The following is a 20,085-nucleotide window of genomic DNA, read 5'->3' as shown; positions in this document are numbered from 1 at the left end:
GCTTATGTATTCCATTGCCCGCCCCTTTTTGTTCACCCTTGATGCCGAGCGCGCGCACGGCCTGGGTCTGTCCGCGCTGGATCTTGCCTGGCGCACCGGCACCACGCCGCTGATTGCCGGCCGCATCAAGCCGCTCCCCACCACGGCGTTCGGCCTGAGCTTCCCCAACCCGGTGGGTCTGGCAGCTGGTCTGGACAAGAATGGCGAGCACATCGAAGCCCTGTTTGCGCTGGGCTTTGGCTACGTGGAAATCGGCACCATCACCCCGCTGCCGCAAGCGGGCAGCCCCAAGCCGCGCCTGTTCCGCCTGCCGCGGCATAACGCCATCATCAACCGCATGGGTTTCAACAACCTTGGCGTTGATGCACTGGTGAAAAACGTTGAGGCAGTCAAGCACCGCCCCGGCCCGCTCGGCATCAACATCGGCAAAAACAAGGACACGCCCAACGAGGATGCGCTGTCGGACTACCTGATCTGCATGGAAAAGGTCTATCCGCTGGCCGACTACATCACCGTCAACATCTCCTCGCCCAATACCGCTGGCCTGCGTGAACTGCAGGAAGAGCAGGCATTGCGGCGCCTGGTTGCCGGCCTGCGCGAGGCGCAGGAGCAGCTGGCCGCCAAACACGGCAAGCGCGTGCCGATGCTGGTCAAGGTGGCGCCGGACCTGAGCGATCGCGACATCGATGCCGCCGCACGTGTGCTTGGCGAACTGGGCGTGGATGGCGTGATCGCCACCAACACCACCATCGCCCGCTCCGGGGTCGAAGCTGATCCGCTATCCAAGGAAATTGGCGGCCTCTCCGGCGCACCGCTGCTGGGCCAATCCACTCTGGTGTTGCGCCGCCTGCGTGCACGCCTGCCCGAGTCGGTACCCTTGATCGGCGTCGGCGGCATCAGTTCCGGCGCCGACGCCGTTGCCAAGATGGCGGCAGGTGCAACGCTGGTGCAGTGCTACAGCGGGCTGATCTTCCAGGGCCCAAGCCTGATCGGCGATTGCGTGAATGCCATCCGTCGCCGTCGCGAGTCCCCGTCGGGAGGCGCCGTCGCACCGCTATGACGAATGCCGCCCCTGCTTGGTCGCTGACCGAGAACGCTCCACTGCGTCACCTCAACACCTTCCATGTCGACGCCCATGCACCGCGCATGCTGCGCATCGCCGATCCCATCGCCCTGCCTGAAGCGCTTGCCGCCATCGGCGAGGCAGACCTGCTGGTGCTTGGCAGCGGCAGCAATGTACTGCTGGCTGCCGATCCTGAAGATGTCGTGTTGGTATTCGATAACCGCGAGATCAGCGCACTGGAACACCGCGCCGATCACACCATCGTTCGCGCCGGCGCTGGCGTGATCTGGCACGAGCTGGTGATGTGGTCCTTGAAAGAGGGCCTGTCCGGGCTGGAGAACCTGGCACTGATCCCCGGCACCGTCGGCGCCGCGCCGATCCAGAACATCGGTGCCTATGGCGCCCAGATCGGTGAGTTCATCCAGATCGTCGAGGCCTGGGACCGGCAGGAACAAGCCTGGGTGCGGCTGGACCAGGAGGCCTGCCGCTTCAGCTACCGCGACAGTCTGTTCAAACACGAGGCTGATCGCTACCTGATCACCGCCGTGGAATTCCGCCTGCCGCTACTGCACGAGCTGCAGCTGGACTATGCCGGCATCCGCGAGGAACTGCGGACGATGGGAATTGAATTCCCGGTCTCGGCCGACGTCGCCAATGCGGTCATCGCCATCCGCCAACGCAAACTGCCTGACCCGGATGTACTCGGCAATGCCGGCAGCTTCTTCAAGAATCCGATCCTGCCGCTGGAGCAGATCAACGTGCTGCTCCAGCACTACCCGGAACTGCCTGTATTCCCGGGCAGCGACGACAGCAACCGCAAGGTATCGGCGGCGTGGATGATCGAGAAAGCCGGCTTCAAGGGCCAACGCGACGGTGACGCCGGGGTTTCCCCCAATCACGCCCTGGTGTTGGTCAACCACGGCAATGCCACCGGCGCCGAGTTGCTGGCATTTGCCCGCCGCGTGTCAGCGGCGGTACTGGAAACTTTCGGCGTGCCAATTGAACCCGAGCCCAGGTTGGTCGGCGCCCGCTGGTGAACACTGCCCTGGCTGCACCCCGCTCCACCGCAATGCGCGCTGCCCTGCTGATGTTCGGCAGCGCCATGGCCTTCGGCCTGATGGCCATCGCCATCCGCCTGGCCACCGCCTACGTTCCCACCCAGGAAGTGGCATTCTTCCGCAACAGCTTTGGCCTGCTGGCGCTGCTGCCGATGTTGCTACGGCCCGGCCATGCGTCATTGCGTACCCAGCAGTTGCCACGCTATTTCCTGCGCAGCGCAATTGGCCTGGCCTCGATGCTGTGCGGCTTCTGGGCCATCGGCCACCTGCCACTGTCGCAGGCCATCTCCCTGTCCTATTCCACGCCCTTGTTTGTCACCATCGCTGCGGTGCTGTGGCTGGGCGAAAAGGTACGCTTCCGCCGCTGGGCCGCGGTGATCGTCGGCTTCATCGGCGTGCTGGTGATCGTGCGCCCGGGAGCGCACAGCTTTGAACTAGGCAGCCTGATCGCAGTCATGGCGGCGGTGCTCAGTGCACTGGTGGCGATCCAGATCAAACAACTCACCGGCGTCGACAGCCCGGATACCGTGGTGTTCTACACGTATGTGTTCTGGGTGCCGCTGTCGTTGATCCCGGCATTGTTCGTCTGGGTCTGGCCAACCGGTATCGCATGGCTGTGGCTGGTGGCTACCGGGGTGATGGGCACGCTCGGCCAGCTGTTCTGGACCCGCGCACTCAAGCTGGGCGAAGTGTCCGCACTCACCCCGATCAGCTTCACCCAGCTACCTTTGGTGGTGGTGATGGGCTGGCTGTTGTTCGGTGAAACGCTGGACCGCTGGACGGTGATCGGCGCCCTGATCATCCTCGCTGCCAACGCCTATATCGCCCACCGCGAGGCGGTGTTGGCCCGACGTAGTGAAAGTCTGCAGAACGCCCGAGCCGGCGACACGCCGGCTTGACTGAAACCCAGCCGGCGTCAGCCTTGCAGCAGCATCACCAGCAAGGGCGCGACAGCCACGTTCAATACACCGGCCATCACCATCACCAGTCCGGCGATTGCGCCCTCGCTCTCGCCGAGCTCGCGCGCCTTCGCCACGCCCATGCCATGCGCGCCCATGCCAAACAACGCGCCACGCGCCATCGCGCTGCGCACCGGCAGCAACTTGAGCAACAGCTGCCCGCACAGCGAACCACAGACGCCGGTGATGATCACAAACACAGCGGTCAGCTCGGGGATGCCGCCGATGCGCCCGGATACGTCCATCGCGAAGGGTGTGGTTACCGAGCGCGGCGCCAAGCTCAAGCGCAGTTCTGGCGATAGATGCAGGGCGGTGGCCATCAACCACGCAGCGACAATCGCCACGCCGCTGCCGACCAGCACACCAGCACCCAACACCTTCCAGTGCCGCGCGATCAACGCCCGCTGCTGATGGATGGGCACCGCGAACGCCACGGTCACCGGCCCCAGCATTGCCACCAGCCAGTGCGTACCACGCAGATAGTCGCGATAGTTGGCGTGCAACAGCAAGGCCAGGCCCAACAAGACCAGCGGCGCAACGATCAAGGGCGACGCCCAGGCGTTACCGCTACGCAGATACAGCTTCTTGGCCAGCAGGTAGATCGCTACCGTCAGCACGGCCCAGAACACCGGCCACAACAACTGCGCCGGCTGCTGCATCAGCACCTCAACGTTCATGACCTTGGCTCCAGCGCAGCAGCAGTTCGACGGTCACCGCCGTGCTTGCCATCACCAACAAGGTGCCGGCCACCACCACCAGCAACAGCTTCAGGCCGAGCCAACCAAACATCTGCCGGTTGTCGAGCAGGATCATCGCCGCCGGCACGAAGAACAACAGCATTTCCGCCAGCAACCACTGCGCACCGCGCGTGAACGAGCGCGGTGACAACCAACGCATGACGAAGGCCAACAGCAGCAGCAACAAGCCGACGATGCCAGCTGGCACCGGCACAGCCAGCCACTGCATCAACATCTCAGCCAGCAGCCAGATCACCACCAGAACGCCGATCTGCAAGCAGGCGCTACGGCGCAATCCGCGTCGCAGGCCCAGCTGGCCGCGGCGCAAAGACGACATCAAGGTTTCCATTCCCCCTATGTACGCCGGGCTGATCTATAAATAAAATGAATCCATTGCATCCAATGGATTCCATTTAAGAATGGATATCAGGCAGCTACGCATGCTGGTGGAAGTAGTCCGCCATGACGGCTTTTCAGCGGCCGCCGAGGCAGTGTTCGCGACCCAACCAACCATCAGCAAGGCCATCCGCCAGCTGGAGGACGAACTGGGTGAAGTGCTGCTGCAGCGCTCCCGCAATGGGGTGCGGCTGACCCCGGCCGGGCAGATCGTCTATCGGCGTGCCTTGGCCCTGCTCGGCGAACGCGAAGACATGTTGCGCGAACTGGAAGAACTTCGCGATCTGCAGCGCGGCGAACTGCACCTGGGCCTGGCCTCGCTCGGCAGCGACATCCTGTTCGCGCCGGTATTTGCCCGCTTCCGCCAGCTCTACCCGCAGATCGAGCTGCGCGTACTCGAACGCGGCAGCGAGGCACTGGAGGAAAGCCTGCGTGCAGGTGAAATCGAGCTGGCTGCCAGCCTGCTGCCGGTTGCCGATGATCTGGACTGGCAACCGGTCCGGACCGAGCCGCTGGTAGCGCTGCTGCCCCGCCAGCATCCATTGGCAAGTTCAGCCAGCCTGCAGCTGCAGGACCTGGCCGACGTACCCTTTGTGCTGTTCGAGAAGGGCTTCCTGCTGAACCGGCACATCATCCAGGCCTGTCAGGCACGTGGCTTCAGTCCACGCGAGGTCACCCGCAGTGGACAACCGGACTTCATCGTCGCACTGGTCGCAGCCGGCTTGGGCGTGGCGCTGCTGCCGCGCATGATTGCCAACGCACGCCCACGTGCGGACGTAGTGATCGTGCCGCTGGATGAGCCGGAACTGGACTGGAAAATGGTGCTGGCCTGGCGCCGCGGCGGCTATCTGTCCGCTGCGGCGCAGGCTTGGCTGCGGCTGGTGGAAGCACAGCACAACCAGGCCGAATGAGACTCAGGCCGTCGACATCTTCCGCGGCCCCTGCAAGCGCAGCGCCACCTGCGCCGCATCAACCGCCCGGTCATACAGAAAACCCTGGCCAATCCGGTAACCGGCCTCGATCAGTATCTGCCGTTGACTGGCGTTCTCCACCCCCTCGGCGACCAGATCCAGACGCAGACTCGGCCCAAGCTTGCCGACCGCTTCGACTATCGCGCGGATCGATGGCTCATCCACCATGCGTGCGACAAAGCTGCGATCGATCTTGAGTACATCAATCGGGTAGTCGCGCAGATGTGCCAATGAGGAATGCCCGGTACCAAAATCATCCAGTGCGATCCGCATGCCTGCTTCCTTCAGCAAGCCCAGCGCACGGGCGACAAAAGCAGAGCCGCGATCGGTAAGTACCTGTTCGGTGACCTCCAACTCGATCAACACCGGATCAACATCGAAGCGCTGCAGTTTCTCCAGCAGGATTTCAGCAAAGTCATCACGGAGAAACTCCACCGGCGCTGCATTGATCGCGATTGGCGGCACCTCCAGTCCCTGCGCCTGCCAGGCACAGATATCAGCCAATACCTGCAGGTGCATGGACTCTGCCAAACGCGATGCCAGATCATAGTCGCGAAATGCCTCGTCCAGCTGGCAGTCCTCACCCATGCGCTTGTCTTCGGCACATGGCCAACGCAACAGCGCCTCGTAGCCGACAACGCGACCATCCTGCAGGTTCACCTTCGGCTGGTAATGCGGCACCACGCCCCCATCGCGCACCAGCTGCCGCGCCATCAGCCGCTGATTCGCTGCCAGTTCGGCTATGGCCATCAACCGGCGACTGTACAGGCGCACGCCTCCGCGCCCGTTGGCCTTCAGATCATTCAATGCAGTGTCGGCAGCCTTCAACAGCCCTGCGGGATCACGCGCATCGCGCGGGTATAGCGCACAGCCGATACTCATTCCGGTGTTGATCACTTGCCCTGCGTAAGTCACCGAGCTTTCCGCCAGCAAATTGATACGTTCTGCAACCTGCAGCAACTCGGCTTCACCGCTGGTGTCTTCGAGGACAACGGCAAACTCATCACCACCCAAGCGCGTCACCAATGCCGTGTCGGGTACCTGCCCGGCCACACGCTTGGCCAACACACGCAGCAGATGATCGCCGGCCGGGTGACCCAACGTGTCGTTGACGTGTTTGAAGTGATCCAGATCGATGATCATCAAACCCAAGGTGCCGTTGCGCTCACGATGCCGCTGCAGGCTGATTCGCAGCCTGCGATTGAACGAGCGTCGATTGGGCAAGCCGGTGAGTTCATCGATCTCGCAGGCGATACGCAGCCGCTGCTCCGCCTGCTGTTGCCCACTCACATCACGCGATACACACAGGACGCCGTTCACCTGTCCTTGCCCATCAAACATCGGGGTAAGAATGTTGTCCCAGAACTGCGACTGCGCGCCCTCGTTGCCAGTCTGTCCCGCAAACCTTGCCGCCCTGCCACTCGCCGCCTGAGCCAATGCGCGGCGTCCCTTCTTGCGAAACGCCGCTGGCAACAGATCAGTCCACAGCATCCCGAACTCACGCGCATCCTGCGCCAACCCGGAGACCAGGCAGCCGGACCGATTCATATGCCGCACCGAGCCATCGATGTTGATCACCTGAATACAATCCATGCTGGCGTCCAGCATGCGGTGCTGCAGATCAAGGCTCTGCTCCAGGGAATGGCGTAAATGGCGCCTTGCGCTGACGTCCGTCATCGTCACTGCCTGCAACGGCACCTCTGCGCCCGGGCTCCCCAGACGTACCTCAAACCAATGCTCGAGGCCCGCTTCATCCTGCAAACGGCACTCAAACGCTGGTGCATGCCCACGCAGCAGAAACTCCCGCCAAGCCGCGATCGCCTGCACACGCTCATCGGCGTGCACACGCTCCAGCCAGTCACGTGAGCTGCCCAGCGCAGCATCCTTGCCAAAGAACTCACGCCAGCGCAGATTGGCTTGCACAGGCACGCCATCGTGAACCATCGCAGCCATCTGCGGCAGTGCGTCCAACACCGCCTGCAACTGCACATATAGATCAGCCTTTCGCCCCCTCCCTGATGACGGCTGAACAGCCTCGTCCCAACGCATTGCACTTCCCCCCGATGCACTGCCCGTATGAAACAAGGCAGCGGGGACATCATGCAGGACGGAAGACCTGAAAGAAGTGAAGACCGCGTGTGCATCGCAAACGCCGAAATCGATTACAGCCGCGTGACACTTCGTAAGAAAACTACCTATCCCAAGGCTTCCTTCGTCATTCCGCGGCGGCGGGCAGGCTTACCCCTGACAAGTTCACACTTTTACCAACACCGCATCCCGAACATATCCAGCAGTCGATACCCCATCAGCTAGCGCCGGGAGAGCCTGGCGACCACTACATAGCCAAGAAACTCCCGACTGGAACACCCACGCCCCCGTCCAGCGTGCACCGAATAGCTGTGTGTCGCTTCAACATAAAGCCGATCCACCCTCACCCCCACCTCACGCTTTGCTGTCTGCAAGGACCTGGGCAAATAGAAACAAGAGGGATGTATCGGCGGTTGGCAACCGCCAACTGGCAAGAATGAAAAGAAACCGAGGCAGCCGCACCGGCAAAAAGACGACCAGCCAACTCGAACTATCCCTACAAATTCCCGCGCAAAACTTGGGAGCAACCAGCGCCAGAACACCAGTAAACGGGCGCGCGCCCGTGCGCTCATCCAATTACGCAGCGCGCAACCACGGGGCCTCGCCGGCGTTGTCCATACGGCGCCAGCACCAACCAAGCAGAAGCCGGCATGCGTAAGCCGCACATCGATTGCCAATAATTCCCATCAGCAACATCACTTCTCGCCGCCGGTGTTCTGGGAAATACCTACAGCCGAATTGAGCGGCGCAACATAACCTTTTCGGCTCAATTCATCGCTTCAAGACCTATCGAAACCACCGAATCCAAGACGCGATTGCGCAACCGAAGAACCGACTTCCGCCTTCGCTTGAAGTTTCCAGCCAAGCGCGTCGCTGCCAGACAGAACTCCACCACTGCGCTCAACCGATTGGATGGTCGCGATCACATCCGCGTAGAGAACAGGCGATTTCCTAAGCTGATTGATAAATCGCCGCACACAGCACTCAAAGGTACGGCGGCGCTATCGCTGTTCCAACGCTTCGCCGCCATTGATAACCAGCGCTTCAGAAATACACGCACCGTCAATTGGCGCGGCAACGGAAGCAGCCATATTCGCCGACGGAATCGCGATTCTCCGGACAACTATTTTGCTTCACCACCGCACTCGCTCGCCACACCAGCAGTGAGTCCTTCCCACCATTCATGCAGTACACCGCATGACCCCACCTACGCGTCAGCAGCTGTGAGCCCTGGCCCTGAAACCAACGTCGCAATCAGTGCGACTTCCACTTGGAGCCATCACGACGCGCTACACAGCCTCCGTCGCCATGTTCAAAACGCCTGCGAGATCACAACGGTAGCGCCGGTGCCTCCTCAACGAATAGGAAAATAAAATGAACTTTACTACCCCAAACATTCTCAAGAACGCCGCACTGACACTGGCACTGTCCTGCCTGGTAGCACCGGCAGCCCAGGCAGCATCGGGTTCGATCACGTTCAAGGGAGAGATCGTCCAATCCACCTGCGACGTAAGCACCGCCAGCGTCGACCAGACCGTCACCATCGGTACCTTCCCGACCACCTTGTTCAAGGAAGCTGGCGATGTCTCCTCGCCCAAGAGCTTCAACATCAACATGGAAAACTGCGAAGCCGGCACTTACACGCTGCGCTTTGACGGCACCACCCCAACCGGTCACCCGGAACTGCTTGCGGTGAGCAAGGCAACCGGCGTTGGCATTGAGATCCTGGACAACAACGACAAGCTCTTCCCCATCAACCAAGACCTGGTTGATCCGGCGCTGGTCACCGTTGCCGCCACCGGCAAGGCAACCGTCAACTTGAAGGCTCGCTACAAGTCGTTCGAGAAAGATGTAGGCGCAGGCCTCGCCGACGCGAACTCGACGTTCTCGATCGAGTACCGCTGATTGACTCCGCGGGGCTTGCGACGCATCGCCGTTTCCAGCCCCGCGGCAAATCTTCCAGGCGCCCGCGCGCAATCGTCCAATTCTCTGGCAAGACCAATGAACTTCATGCACGCCCCTATTTCCCAGGCGAAGTGGCCTATCGCCTTGGCCGCGCTGCTCTGCCTTTCCCTGTCCAATGCGGCTCATGCAGCAGTGCAGGTGCAAACCACGCGTGTGATCTACGACGCCAAGTCCGCATCTGCCGCGGTGACATTGTCCAACAAGAGCAGCCTGCCCTACATGGTTCAAACCTGGCTGGACACCGGTGACGACTCCGTGGTCCCTCAGGATCTACCGATGGCAATCACACCACCACTGATGCGGATGGCGCCAGGCGAGCAGGCGGTGGTTCGAATGATCTATGCCGGCAGCGGACTTCCAGAGGACAAGGAGTCGCTGCTGTGGATCAACGTGCAGGAGATTCCGCCCACTGCGGAAGCCGACAACGTCCTGCAGGTGGCCATACGCACCCGCATCAAGCTGTTCTACCGGCCGCGTGAACTCGACACAACGCTGGATGAAGCCGCCCACAGCCTCCAGTGGCGTATCGACGGCCAGCAGTTGGAGGTTCGCAACAACAGTCCAATGCATATCACCTTCTCGCACCTGCAAGGGCTGGCAACTGCAGGCATTGGCAACGACATCAAGCTGGACATGATCGCGCCGGGGCAGACGCTCTCAGTACCACTGTCCAAGCTGAAACTCAACGATACGCGCTCATTGCGCTTTGGCTACATCAATGACTACGGCGGCATCAGCGATGTCACCGACGTGCCGTTGCGGTCCTAAGCCCCCCGATCCACTTCGCGATATCCATCATGCTTCGCAGAATCCGTGTAACGCTGCGGGGGGGCAGTGCGGCCCCTCGCCTGGCACCGCTCGCGGTGGCCATCAACGCACTTGGCATCGGCAGCGCTGTTGCCTCCGGAAACTTCAACCTGGACTTTCTGCGTGGCGACGCCAACCGCAGCGATGTCGCCGCGCTGTCCAGCCCCGGTGCCATTCTCCCTGGCACCTATCCCTTCGCCGTCTATCTCAATGGCAATGAAGTGGCCCGCGAGCAAATCACGTTCACGGCATCCCCGTCCGGCCAGACCGAACCGTGCCTGCCACGTAATCGCGCCAAACAATGGGGCATACGTCTTGAGGATCTCAAGACCGGCGCTGCCGACGCATCTGACTGCGTCGCGCTTGACCGTGTCATTCCAGATGCAAGCGTCAGCTACAACGGCAACCAGCAGCGGCTGGATCTGCGCATTCCGCAGGTTCACCTGATCAACCTGCCGCGCGGCCACATTCCGGTCGCGCTACGAGACCAGGGAGTCAACGCACTACTGGTCGACTACGCACTCAATGGAGCGCACAACGACCACGAAAACCAGCGCCAGGACAGCTATTTTTTTGCATCGATCAACAGCACGCTCAATGCGGGAATGTGGCGCTTTCGTCATACCTCCAGTGGCAACCGATCAGGCAATGACAGGGGCATACACTGGAAAACGCAAGGTTTCCGCGCAGAGACCGATCTCGGTTCCGCGCACAGCAGATTGACGCTTGGCGACACCTATACCGCATACGGAGTCTTTGACAGCATTCGCTTTCGTGGTGTGCAGATATCCAACGATGACGAAATGCTGCCTTACAGCCAACGCAGCTATGCCCCGGTTGTACGCGGTGTGGCCGCCAGCAATGCACGCGTTGAGATCCGTCAGGACGGAAGCCTCATCTATGCCTTGAACGTGGCTCCGGGCGCCTTCCAGATCGACGATATCGTGCCCAACCGGCTGAGCGGCGAACTGGAGGTTTCCATCGTTGAAGCGGATGGCTCGCTGCAACGCTACAGGCAATCTTTCTCTGCAGTCGAGACAATGCTGCGACCAGGTCTACTGCACTACGAATTCAACGCCGGCGAACTACGCAATGGCTATGACCGCTACCAACCGCGTTTTGTACAGGCAAGCGCAGCGCGGGGCTTGGCATCGGACACTACGCCTTATGCCGGCCTGCTGTTGTCTGAAAACTACAGCGCCGTAGCGCTTGGGGCGGCCCAGAGCCTCGGCCGGCTTGGATCGGCCTCCATCGACCTGATCCACGCCCGCACCCGGCTGGCTCAGGGCAAGGTGAGCAACGGCCAGAGTTACCGGTTCCTGTATTCGAAATCGCTGAATGCACACGGCACCGAATTCCGTCTGGTCGGCCATCGCTATTCTACTTCCGGCTACTACGATTTCAGCGACGCGTCTGCAGAGCGCGCGCAGTGGCGGCACGGCTACTACGAGTCCAGCTACGACGATCCGGGGCAATCTGCGGACCACGCCGCCCCGTGGACTGAGCCAGCACAACAACTGATACGCAGCCAGCGCTACCACAACAAACGCAACCGCCTGGAAGTCGCACTGAATCAGCGCATCTCCGACGGCTACACGCTCAATGCCAGTTACAACAACCAGAACTATTGGGGTGCAAACGAACGCGAGCGCGAACTACAACTGGGGTTGAATGGCCAGATTGGCGCAGTCAACTTTGGCGCGTTCGTTCGCCATAGCCAGAGTCGTTACAGCCGCGCGGACCGTTCGTTCGGCCTGACCCTGTCCATGCCCCTTGACCGACTGGGCAGGCGCCGTAGCAGCGGCTCTGCCTCCTACAGCCACTCGCGCCATAGCGGCGCAAGCTACCAGACCGGGTTGAATGGCTCCCTGCTGGATGGCGACCGGCTTGGCTATGGCGTCAATATAGGCAGAACCGATACCGGTACTACTGGCTCGGCAAACCTGCGATACATGGGCAGCAAGGGTGTCGCGACGTTCGGCGGCACGCTCGCAGACGATTACTCCCAGATCAACTGGGGGGTCCGCGGCGGCTGGGTTCTTCACCGCAACGGCCTGACCTTTGCACAGTCACTGCACCGTACCAATGTCCTGGTGCACGCGCAGGATGGCGCCGGCCTTGGCCTGGAGAATCAGTCAGGGGTTCGCCTGGATCACCGAGGCTACGGCCTGATCAGCGGCATCAGCGCTTATCGAACCAATCGGGTCGCCCTGCGCACTGATGATCTTGGTGCTGACATGGATGCCAGCAGGGTTTCCAGAAACGTAGTGCCAACGCGCGGTGCGTTGACGCGCGTGGATTTTGAAACCCGTCGCGGCGTCAGCTTGATGATCCATCCCATTCTCGTTGAGGACATCCGTGTTCCACTCGGGGCAACCGTGTTCGGCAACGACGGCTTGAGCCGCGGCATCGCTGGTCCCAATGGCGAGATCTTCGTCAGTGGCGTGAACCCGGGCGACCGACTCTCGGTGCGTTGGGGAAACAAGCCAAATCAGCGCTGCGAGATGCGCCTCGATCAAGCGCACGCAGCGCCAACCCACATGACCTTGGCCGGCTACCGGCACATCGAATTGCACTGCGCTCCGCCAAGCCAATCACAATGAAAATAGACATGAAAAAAAAGCTATTCCAGGCACTTGCGGTACTGATGCTCCTGTCGGTGCTGCCAAGCACAGCGTGGGCTTTGTCCTGCAAGGATGCCATGACCGAATCGGTAAACCAGGTCATCCCATTGCTCGATGAGATCACCATTTCCAAAGGTGATGCGGTCCGCGGCCGGCTGCTGTGGCGCTCGGACGATTACACCGTGAGCTTCCGCTGCGTAGACGCGCAAGACGCGCCGCAAGGGGAGGAAGCATTCTTCTACTGGGACCCGGATCGAACCGTTGCCCAGATCCACCCGTCGATCGAGATTGGCGTGACCATCAAAAGCGTCGACCACAGCCTCAGCAGAGGCAACATCCGATTGCTGGCAGGTCAAGGAACCGCGCCGCCGGCAAACCGCCAGAACTGCAAGATGTACTGGAACAATGCCAAGGCCAAACAATGCGCAACGTCGATGGTATTGAACGTCACCTTTTCGATCTACATCAAGGCGACCGGCAGCCCACCGCCGCAGAGCGGGAAGATCGACAACTACGGGGTTTACGACCTGTTTCAAGTAGACGGCGAAGGCGGCCTGAATACCATACCCAACTCAAATTTCCGCGCCGGCATCTCTGGACTCGGACAGATCCATTTCATTGCATGCAACCCAAGCATCACGGTCATCGGGAACTCGGGGAGCACGGTGAACTTTGGCCGCATCCCGGTTGCAGACATCAACAAGGGAGCGATCCAGTCGCAGATCCCATTCCAGATCCAGGTCGACATGACCCAACCCGGCGCGGGCAATGAATGCAGCGATCGAATGCTGGTCGCCTCGATCAGCACCCTCAACATCGTGCAGGACGGCGTCATCATCATGCCCAAGCTCAACGGCGGCTTCGGCATTGCGATATCCCCGGCAGATACGCCGAATCACTTCATCCAGTTCAAGAAGTCGATACCGCTCGGCCCCGTCAACAACACACTGATGAACTACGACTTCCTTGCCTCATTGATGTGGACTGATGACACGGCAAAGCTGGGCCCGTTCTCGGCAACGGCCACGGTAAATGTCACGTTCCGTTGATGCCGCAGTGGACCCAGCAAGGCACTGACATGCTGGGCCACACAACTCTGTCGTCGCTGGCAACCGATAACAGGCGCGCATCGAGAATTGCCAGCACCAGGCATGGAAGGAACGCCTGCATCGGTTCTGATCGGCAGGGACTGCCAAGCCACCTTGCTGGAAGCCCCACTGCGCCCGTTTATTTTATCCGGGTATTATTGACGATAAAATTTAACCCGGGTAATATTCTTCAAATGAAGCCAGACCCGTCAACCTCGTACACCGCCTTCCTGAACGGGCAACGCCTCACTACCGGCCCATTGCATGAGGTCGCCTTGGCCTTGCTGCGCACGCAGCAGACGCAGCCCGGCGCACAGCCACTGGTGTTCAGCGATGCCACCGGCCAGGCTGCAGACCTCGACCTGCGCGGCGGCGAGGACGCTGTCGCCGCGCGCTACACCGTAGCTGCGCCGATCCAGCAACCAAAAGGCCGCGGCCGCCCCAAACTCGGCGTGGTCGCGCGCGAAGTGACGCTGCTGCCGGAGCACTGGGACTGGCTTGCGGCGCAGCCAGGCGGCGCTTCCGTGGCCTTGCGCAAGCTTGTGCACGAAGCGCGGCGCACAGGCAGCGGCATGGACCAGACGCGCCAAGCGCGCGACCGCGCGTACCACGCCATGTCCACGCTGGCCGGCGATCTTGCTGGTTTCGAGGAAGCATCACGAGCACTGTTTGCCGGCGACCACGAGCGGTTGGTGGCGCAGATGTCCGATTGGCCGAAGGACGTGCGGGCGTACGTACTGCAGCTCGCCGAGCCTGCCCCCGGCTAAGCACCGCCCTTTCCTGCTGTTGTTGCAACCAGTGCGCGGCTCAGGGTCGCAGCGCTGCGGGCATACGCACGCCTGCGATCAACGAGATCACCCATGAGCACACCAGAATCACCCGTCGCCGCCAAACCGGCGCCAACGTTGCGCACGCACTACCTTGCGCTGCTGACACCCCTGATCCTCACTCACGCGCTGCAAAGCGCAGGCGGCCTGCTCGATGGCTTCTGGCTCGGACACCTGCTCGGCGTGCGCGGCATCGCGACTGCCGCATCGTTCTTCCCCGTGTTCTTCCTGCTGCTGTCACTGATCATAGGGCTGGGTGCCGGTGCAACAGTCCTTGCAGGACAAGCATGGGGCGCGGGTGACACCGCACAGGTGCGGCGCGTGGCTGCAACAACCTTTGTCGCTGCGTTTGCTGTCGGGCTTGCAATCGCAGCAGCCGGGGCGTGGTCTGCACCGTGGCTGATGCAGGCATTGGGCACACCAAAGGACATTTTGCCAGCCGCGGTCGGCTATGCACGCGCCATGTTGCTGGTGATGCCCTTGGTGTTTGTCACATGGGCGGGCCTGTCGCTGAGCCGCGGCACCGGCGACGCGCTTTCGCCGATGTGGGCATTGCTGGCCGCGACACTGATGGGCGCGGTGTGCACGCCACTACTCGTCGCCGGTACGCCATTAGGCGTGGCTGGTGTGGCGGTCTCAACGCTTTTCGCGCAGCTGACAGCACTCACCGTCTTGATCCGGCGCTGGCGTCGGCACGACCATCCGCTTGCCCCCGGCTCAGGGTGGCAGGACTGCAAACCAAGTGCGGCCATCGCCAAACGCATGCTGCGCATCGGCCTGCCGGCTGCATTGCAGATGCTGGCACTGGCGCTTGCTGAGATCGTGTTGCTCGGTCTGGTAAACCGTCACGGCTCCACCGCAACCGCAGCCTATGGCGCGGCTACGCAGGTTCTGAGCTGGGTGCAGTTCCCGGCGATGAGCCTGGGCATCGCCGCAACGATCTTCAGCGCGCACGCAGTTGGCGCGGGACGACGCGAAAGGCTATCAGCGATCGTGGCCATGGGTCTGCGCTTGAACGCCGTGGTCACCGCATTGTTCGTGTTGGCTGCACATCTGCTGGCGCCCTTCGCCCTGCGTGTATTCCTGGAGCCCGGGCCCGTACTTGATCTGTCAGTCAGCATCGTGCGCACCGCCGCCTGGAGCGTGCTGCTGCTCGGATGGAGCAACGTCCTGGTGGGCTCGATGCGTGCGAGTGGTGCTGCTCTGCTGCCGGCACTGTTGAGCATGACTGCAATCATTGGCGTCGAATGGCCGGTTGCCGTGGTGCTGGAAGCGCACTTCGGCCTGGCCGGCGTGTTCTGGGCCTGCCCTGCCGCATTCCTCACCATGCTCGTACTGCACAGCCTCTACTACCGCCACAAGGAAAAGAAAGATGGACGCGCCCCTCAGCCACACCTCGCGTCAAGCGCGACGGATGCTCGCACGACAGGCACGTGACGCCTTCCCGCCGATGGGCATCTACACCATTCGCGACCGATCCAGCGGCTATCGCGTGCTCGGCGCGAGCCGCAATGTGCCTGCGGCGCTGAATCGTGCGCGCTTCGAGCTGGGCATGGGCAAGTACGCCGACCGCGTGCTGCAAGCTGAGTGGAACCGCAGCGGCGCCGACGGGCTCGACTTCGACGTGCTCGAACTTGTGAAGAAACGCGAGGATGCAAACTTCGATTACGCGGGCGAGCTGAAGGCACTGGAACAGATCTACCGCGAACTGGAAGGGCTGGTGCCGTGATTGAAAGCGCCCTGCAGATGCAGGCATAAGTTCGATATGCGTCGACTCAGCCGCCAGCCCGAGTACTGCGCCTCACCGCTTTCAATTTGGCTACGTCCTGCTTCAACCGGCCAGCGCCCGCGGCCTTGAGCAGGCGCTGGAAGGTCGGGCATTCCACGTGATTTTCAGCAGGGCATGCGGCGGCATGGCGCAAGCCCTCACTCATGGCCCGCAAGCGTTTCACGGTCGCATCGATCTCGTCGGCCTTGGCCAACAGCAGCGCCCGATCCACGCGCGGAGCTCCCTGCGGCGAGAGCATGGTCTGGATCTCGTCCAGCGACAGCCCGCCGGCCTGGCCCAAGGCGATCAAGTCCAACTGGTCGAGCACGTCAGCGGCAAAGTGCCGCCGGCCACCAGCGCCCCGACTTGCCACGATCAGGCCCTTGTTTTCGTAATAGCGCAGCGTGGAGGACGCCAACCCCGTGCGCTTGGCGACTTCGGCAATGTCCATCGCAGCCTCTTGACTTGAAGTTGACTTCAACTTTTACCATGCCGGTCAGCAGATGAGTCGATTGCAAAGGAACCAAGATGACTTGGATGGAAGTGTTACGGCTGGTATTGGTCGGAATCGGGGCTACCGCGGTGATGGATGCCTGGACGCAGACCCTCAAGCGGCTTGGCATTGCCACGCTCGACTACGCACTGCTCGGACGCTGGGCAGGACACCTGGGCAAGGGCACGTTCGCACACGCCAGCATCGGGCAGGCTGCAGCAATACCGCGCGAGCGGCTGCTTGGCTGGGTCATCCACTACGCCATTGGCATCGCTTTCGCGGTGCTGTTGGTGGCAGTTGAAGGCTGGTCCTGGTTGTACCATCCCTCCCTGCTGCCCGCCTTGGTCGTGGGCACGGCAACCGTCGTCGCACCGCTGTTCGTCATGCAACCGGCAATGGGTGCGGGGTTCATGGCATCAAAGACGCCTACGCCGTTGAAGAACTGCCTGCGCAGCTTGGCCACGCATTCGGTATTCGGGTTGGGGCTGTATCTTTCCGCTACGCTGATTGCGTTCTGTGAGGCTTGATATGACGATCAATGAAATCCGCTTTCGCGACGGCGCAGCCTACGAGCGCTACATGGGAGTGTGGAGCCAGCTTGCCGGCGACGTATTCCTCGATTGGCTGGCTCCAGCACCGCGTCAGCAATGGCTGGACGTCGGCTGCGGCAACGGTGCCTTCACCGGGATGGTGATCGGACGCTGCGCGCCCAGCTCGATGCATGGCATAGATCCATCCCAGCAACAACTCGCCTATGCGCGTGCGCAGCCAACGCTGCAGTCGGCAGTGTTTGAGCAAGGTGATGCGATGGCCCTGCCCTACCCGGCTGCTGCTTTCGATATCGCGGTGATGCCGCTGGTGATTTTCTTTGTCCCCGAGCCCGCCCGAGGCGTGGCTGAAATGGCACGTGTGGTGCGCCCGGGTGGGACCGTCGCCGCATACGCCTGGGACATGCTAGGTGGCGGATTTCCCTATGAGATCCTGCTGGCGGAGATGCGTAGGCTTGGTCATGCAGTTCCGTCACCGCCCAGTCCTGAAGCCTCACGAATCGAGGTGTTGCAGGAGTTGTGGACCGACGCAGGTTTGGAGACGATTGAAACGCGCGAAATAGAGGTATCCCGCACCTTCGCCGATTTCGAAGACTTCTGGTCCACGGCGCTCGGGGCGCCAAGCGTAGGAACGACGCTTGGCGCGATGGCAGCTGAGGAGCGTGCGTTGCTCAAGGCTCGGATCAGCGCACGTTTACCGGTAGACGCCGAAGGGCAAACAGCATGTCGCGCACGTGCCAATGCAGTGAAAGGTCGCAGGCCGAATCAGGCTCGCCCTGAGTAAAGCAAATACCCGTACTACATGTAGTGCAGCGCATCTCAGCGAAACAACTCATGCACCGGCCCGGTGCTTGTCTGTGGGAGCGGCGTAAGCCGCGAATCTGACCTTGCTCGATCCGTCCCCGAGCACTCCGCCACCTGATGATGTGCGTGCTTCGCGGCTTACGCCGCTCCCACAAAACAAAAACTCCGATGCCAGCGCTCTGGCATCGGATTCCGGTTACTCAAATGATCTGGTGAACAGCATTGCGCGCCAAGCGAGCTTTTGGCTTGTTACCGCCAGTTGCTAGCGCGCAATGCCAGATGCCCGATCACTCCCACTCGATCGTCGCCGGCGGCTTGCCGGAGATGTCGTAGACCACGCGCGAGACGCCACGCAGTTCGTTGATGATGCGGTTGGAGACGCGGCCGAGGAAGTCGTACGGCAGGTGCGCCCAATGCGCGGTCATGAAGTCGATGGTCTCCACTGCGCGCAGTGCGATCACCCACTCATAGGCACGCGCATCGCCAACCACGCCCACCGACTTGACCGGCAGGAACACGGCGAAGGCCTGGCTGGTCTTGTCGTACAGATCGGCGGCACGCAGTTCCTCGATGAAGATCGCGTCGGCCTTGCCCAGCAGCTCGGCGTACTCACGCTTCACTTCACCGAGGATACGCACGCCCAGACCCGGACCCGGGAACGGATGGCGGTAGACCATCGCGCGCGGCAAGCCGAGTTCGACGCCGAGGCGACGCACTTCGTCCTTGAACAGTTCGCGCAGCGGCTCAACCAGCTTGAGCTTCATGTCTTCCGGCAGGCCGCCCACGTTGTGGTGGCTCTTGATCACGTGTGCCTTGCCGGTCTTGCTGCCGGCCGACTCGATCACGTCCGGATAGATCGTGCCTTGGGCGAGCCACTTGGCATTGCTGAGCTTGTTCGACTCTTCATCGAAGATCTCGACGAACAGGTTGCCGATGACCTTGCGCTTGGCTTCCGGATCGCTGACGCCTTCCAATGCCTTGAAGTAACGGTCGGCGGCATTCACGCGCACAACCTTGACGCCCATGTTGTCGGCCATCATCTTCATGACCTGGTCGCCCTCCTGGAAGCGCAGCAGGCCGGTGTCGACGAAGACACAGGTCAGCTGCTCGCCGATGGCCTTGTGCAGCAGTGCCGCAACCACCGAGGAATCAACGCCGCCGGACAGGCCCAGAATCACTTCATCGCTACCAACCTGCTCGCGCACGCGGGCGATCTGGTCGTCGATGATGTTGGCCGCGGTCCACAGCGTGTCGCAACCACAGATGTCGGTGACGAAACGCTTCAGCAGTGCCGAGCCCTGCTTGGTGTGGGTCACTTCCGGGTGGAACTGCACGCCGTACCAGCGCTTGTCTTCGTTGGCCATCGCGGCCACCGGAATGCGGTCTGTAACGGCAGTGATGGCGAAGCCCGGCGGCACGTGGGTAACGTGGTCACCGTGGCTCATCCACACATCCAGGCGCGGCTCGCCGTTATGGTCGGACAGGCCGCCCAGCAGCGCGTCGTTACCGAGCAGCTTCACTTCGGCATGACCGAACTCGCGCTGGTCAGCAGCCTCAGTGCCACCGCCCAACTGCTTGGCCATGGTCTGCAGGCCGTAGCAGATGCCCAGCAGCGGCAGGCCGCTGTCGAACACTTCCTGCGGTGCAGCCGGCGCGCCGGGCAGCGTGGTGGTTTCCGGGCCGCCAGACAGGATGATGCCCTTGGCACCAAAGCTGGCGATCTCGGCCGGATCGTGGTCCCAGGCCCAGACTTCGCAGTACACACCGAACTCGCGGATGCGACGCGCAATCAGCTGCGTGTACTGTGCGCCGAAATCGAGGATGAGGATCTTGTCGTTATGGATGTTGGTCATAAAGCCCGGCAAGTGATCAATGAAAACGGGAGTCGA

The 20,085-nt window shown here is 61.7% G+C and carries 18 protein-coding genes; 13 read left to right on the top strand and 5 right to left on the bottom strand.

Annotated elements, in window-relative coordinates:
* The first annotated feature begins 4 nt into the window (after positions 1-4).
* Genes ACVOLR_RS02350 through ACVOLR_RS02340 form a run of 3 tightly spaced genes read left to right on the top strand, consistent with a single transcriptional unit; the run spans position 5 to position 3,020 of the window.
* The gene (locus tag ACVOLR_RS02350) at positions 5-1,060 is read left to right on the top strand and encodes a quinone-dependent dihydroorotate dehydrogenase (protein ID WP_481535001.1); all 1,056 of its coding nucleotides are present in this window, start codon (positions 5-7) and stop codon (positions 1,058-1,060) included.
* Positions 1,057-2,100 carry a UDP-N-acetylmuramate dehydrogenase gene (murB, locus tag ACVOLR_RS02345; protein WP_481535000.1) on the top strand — a complete coding sequence of 348 codons (1,044 nt, stop codon included), beginning with the start codon at positions 1,057-1,059 and terminating at the stop codon, positions 2,098-2,100. The genes ACVOLR_RS02350 and murB overlap by 4 nt, the downstream gene beginning before the upstream one ends.
* A 32-nt stretch (positions 2,101-2,132) precedes the next feature.
* The gene (locus tag ACVOLR_RS02340; RefSeq protein ID WP_481535020.1) at positions 2,133-3,020 is read left to right on the top strand and encodes a DMT family transporter; all 888 of its coding nucleotides are present in this window, start codon (positions 2,133-2,135) and stop codon (positions 3,018-3,020) included.
* Positions 3,021-3,037: 17 nt separating this feature from the next.
* On the opposite strand, the gene ACVOLR_RS02335 is transcribed toward ACVOLR_RS02340, so the two are convergent.
* Positions 3,038-3,757 carry an LrgB family protein gene (locus ACVOLR_RS02335; protein WP_481534999.1) on the bottom strand — a complete coding sequence of 240 codons (720 nt, stop codon included), beginning with the start codon at positions 3,755-3,757 and terminating at the stop codon, positions 3,038-3,040.
* Positions 3,747-4,154, bottom strand: a complete 408-nt coding sequence (locus ACVOLR_RS02330) for a CidA/LrgA family protein (protein ID WP_481534998.1) — start codon at positions 4,152-4,154, stop codon at positions 3,747-3,749. The genes ACVOLR_RS02335 and ACVOLR_RS02330 overlap by 11 nt, the downstream gene beginning before the upstream one ends.
* Before the next feature lie 82 nt (positions 4,155-4,236).
* Between ACVOLR_RS02330 and ACVOLR_RS02325 the strand changes: the two genes are divergently transcribed.
* Positions 4,237-5,124, top strand: coding sequence for a LysR family transcriptional regulator (locus ACVOLR_RS02325; RefSeq protein WP_481534997.1), 888 nt, complete (start codon positions 4,237-4,239; stop codon positions 5,122-5,124).
* Positions 5,125-5,127: 3 nt separating this feature from the next.
* On the opposite strand, the gene ACVOLR_RS02320 is transcribed toward ACVOLR_RS02325, so the two are convergent.
* Complete coding sequence (locus ACVOLR_RS02320; RefSeq protein WP_481534996.1) at positions 5,128-7,158, bottom strand: putative bifunctional diguanylate cyclase/phosphodiesterase; 2,031 nt, start codon at positions 7,156-7,158, stop codon at positions 5,128-5,130.
* A gap of 1,488 nt (positions 7,159-8,646) precedes the next feature.
* Between ACVOLR_RS02320 and ACVOLR_RS02315 the strand changes: the two genes are divergently transcribed.
* The 7 genes from ACVOLR_RS02315 to ACVOLR_RS02285 all read left to right on the top strand — a co-directional run bounded on the left by ACVOLR_RS02315 (position 8,647) and on the right by ACVOLR_RS02285 (position 16,312).
* On the top strand, positions 8,647-9,177 hold the full coding sequence (locus ACVOLR_RS02315) for a fimbrial protein (RefSeq protein WP_481534995.1): 531 nt from the start codon (positions 8,647-8,649) through the stop codon (positions 9,175-9,177).
* A gap of 96 nt (positions 9,178-9,273) precedes the next feature.
* Positions 9,274-10,005, top strand: a complete 732-nt coding sequence (locus tag ACVOLR_RS02310; protein ID WP_481534994.1) for a fimbrial biogenesis chaperone — start codon at positions 9,274-9,276, stop codon at positions 10,003-10,005.
* 29 nt (positions 10,006-10,034) lie between these two features.
* Positions 10,035-12,647, top strand: a complete 2,613-nt coding sequence (locus ACVOLR_RS02305; protein WP_481534993.1) for a fimbria/pilus outer membrane usher protein — start codon at positions 10,035-10,037, stop codon at positions 12,645-12,647.
* 8 nt (positions 12,648-12,655) lie between these two features.
* Positions 12,656-13,717, top strand: coding sequence for a fimbrial protein (locus tag ACVOLR_RS02300; protein WP_481534992.1), 1,062 nt, complete (start codon positions 12,656-12,658; stop codon positions 13,715-13,717).
* A 233-nt stretch (positions 13,718-13,950) separates the two neighbouring features.
* Entirely contained in the window at positions 13,951-14,523 is a 573-nt protein-coding gene (locus ACVOLR_RS02295; protein WP_481534991.1) for a DUF2239 family protein, read from the top strand.
* A gap of 93 nt (positions 14,524-14,616) precedes the next feature.
* Positions 14,617-16,020, top strand: a complete 1,404-nt coding sequence (locus ACVOLR_RS02290; protein WP_481534990.1) for an MATE family efflux transporter — start codon at positions 14,617-14,619, stop codon at positions 16,018-16,020.
* A complete protein-coding gene (locus ACVOLR_RS02285; protein WP_481534989.1) occupies positions 15,998-16,312 on the top strand; it encodes a GIY-YIG nuclease family protein in 315 nt (104 codons plus the stop codon). Before ACVOLR_RS02290 ends, ACVOLR_RS02285 begins: the two co-directional genes overlap by 23 nt.
* Before the next feature lie 46 nt (positions 16,313-16,358).
* Here the strand turns inward: ACVOLR_RS02285 and ACVOLR_RS02280 are convergent, their stop codons facing one another.
* Positions 16,359-16,802: a helix-turn-helix domain-containing protein gene (locus tag ACVOLR_RS02280; protein ID WP_481534988.1), complete on the bottom strand. Its 444-nt coding sequence runs from the start codon at positions 16,800-16,802 to the stop codon at positions 16,359-16,361.
* Positions 16,803-16,879: 77 nt separating this feature from the next.
* On the opposite strand from ACVOLR_RS02280, the gene ACVOLR_RS02275 reads away from it, so the two are divergent.
* A complete protein-coding gene (locus ACVOLR_RS02275) occupies positions 16,880-17,371 on the top strand; it encodes a DUF2938 domain-containing protein (RefSeq protein WP_481534987.1) in 492 nt (163 codons plus the stop codon).
* 1 nt (position 17,372) lies between these two features.
* The gene (locus ACVOLR_RS02270) at positions 17,373-18,176 is read left to right on the top strand and encodes a class I SAM-dependent methyltransferase (RefSeq protein ID WP_481534986.1); all 804 of its coding nucleotides are present in this window, start codon (positions 17,373-17,375) and stop codon (positions 18,174-18,176) included.
* 307 nt (positions 18,177-18,483) lie between these two features.
* Here the strand turns inward: ACVOLR_RS02270 and guaA are convergent, their stop codons facing one another.
* Positions 18,484-20,049, bottom strand: coding sequence for a glutamine-hydrolyzing GMP synthase (guaA, locus tag ACVOLR_RS02265; RefSeq protein ID WP_481529428.1), 1,566 nt, complete (start codon positions 20,047-20,049; stop codon positions 18,484-18,486).
* Between the last annotated feature and the right edge of the window lie 36 nt (positions 20,050-20,085).

The organism is Stenotrophomonas sp. STEN030 (genome assembly GCF_056759995.1).
This window is presented reverse-complemented; position numbering and strand designations above follow the sequence as displayed.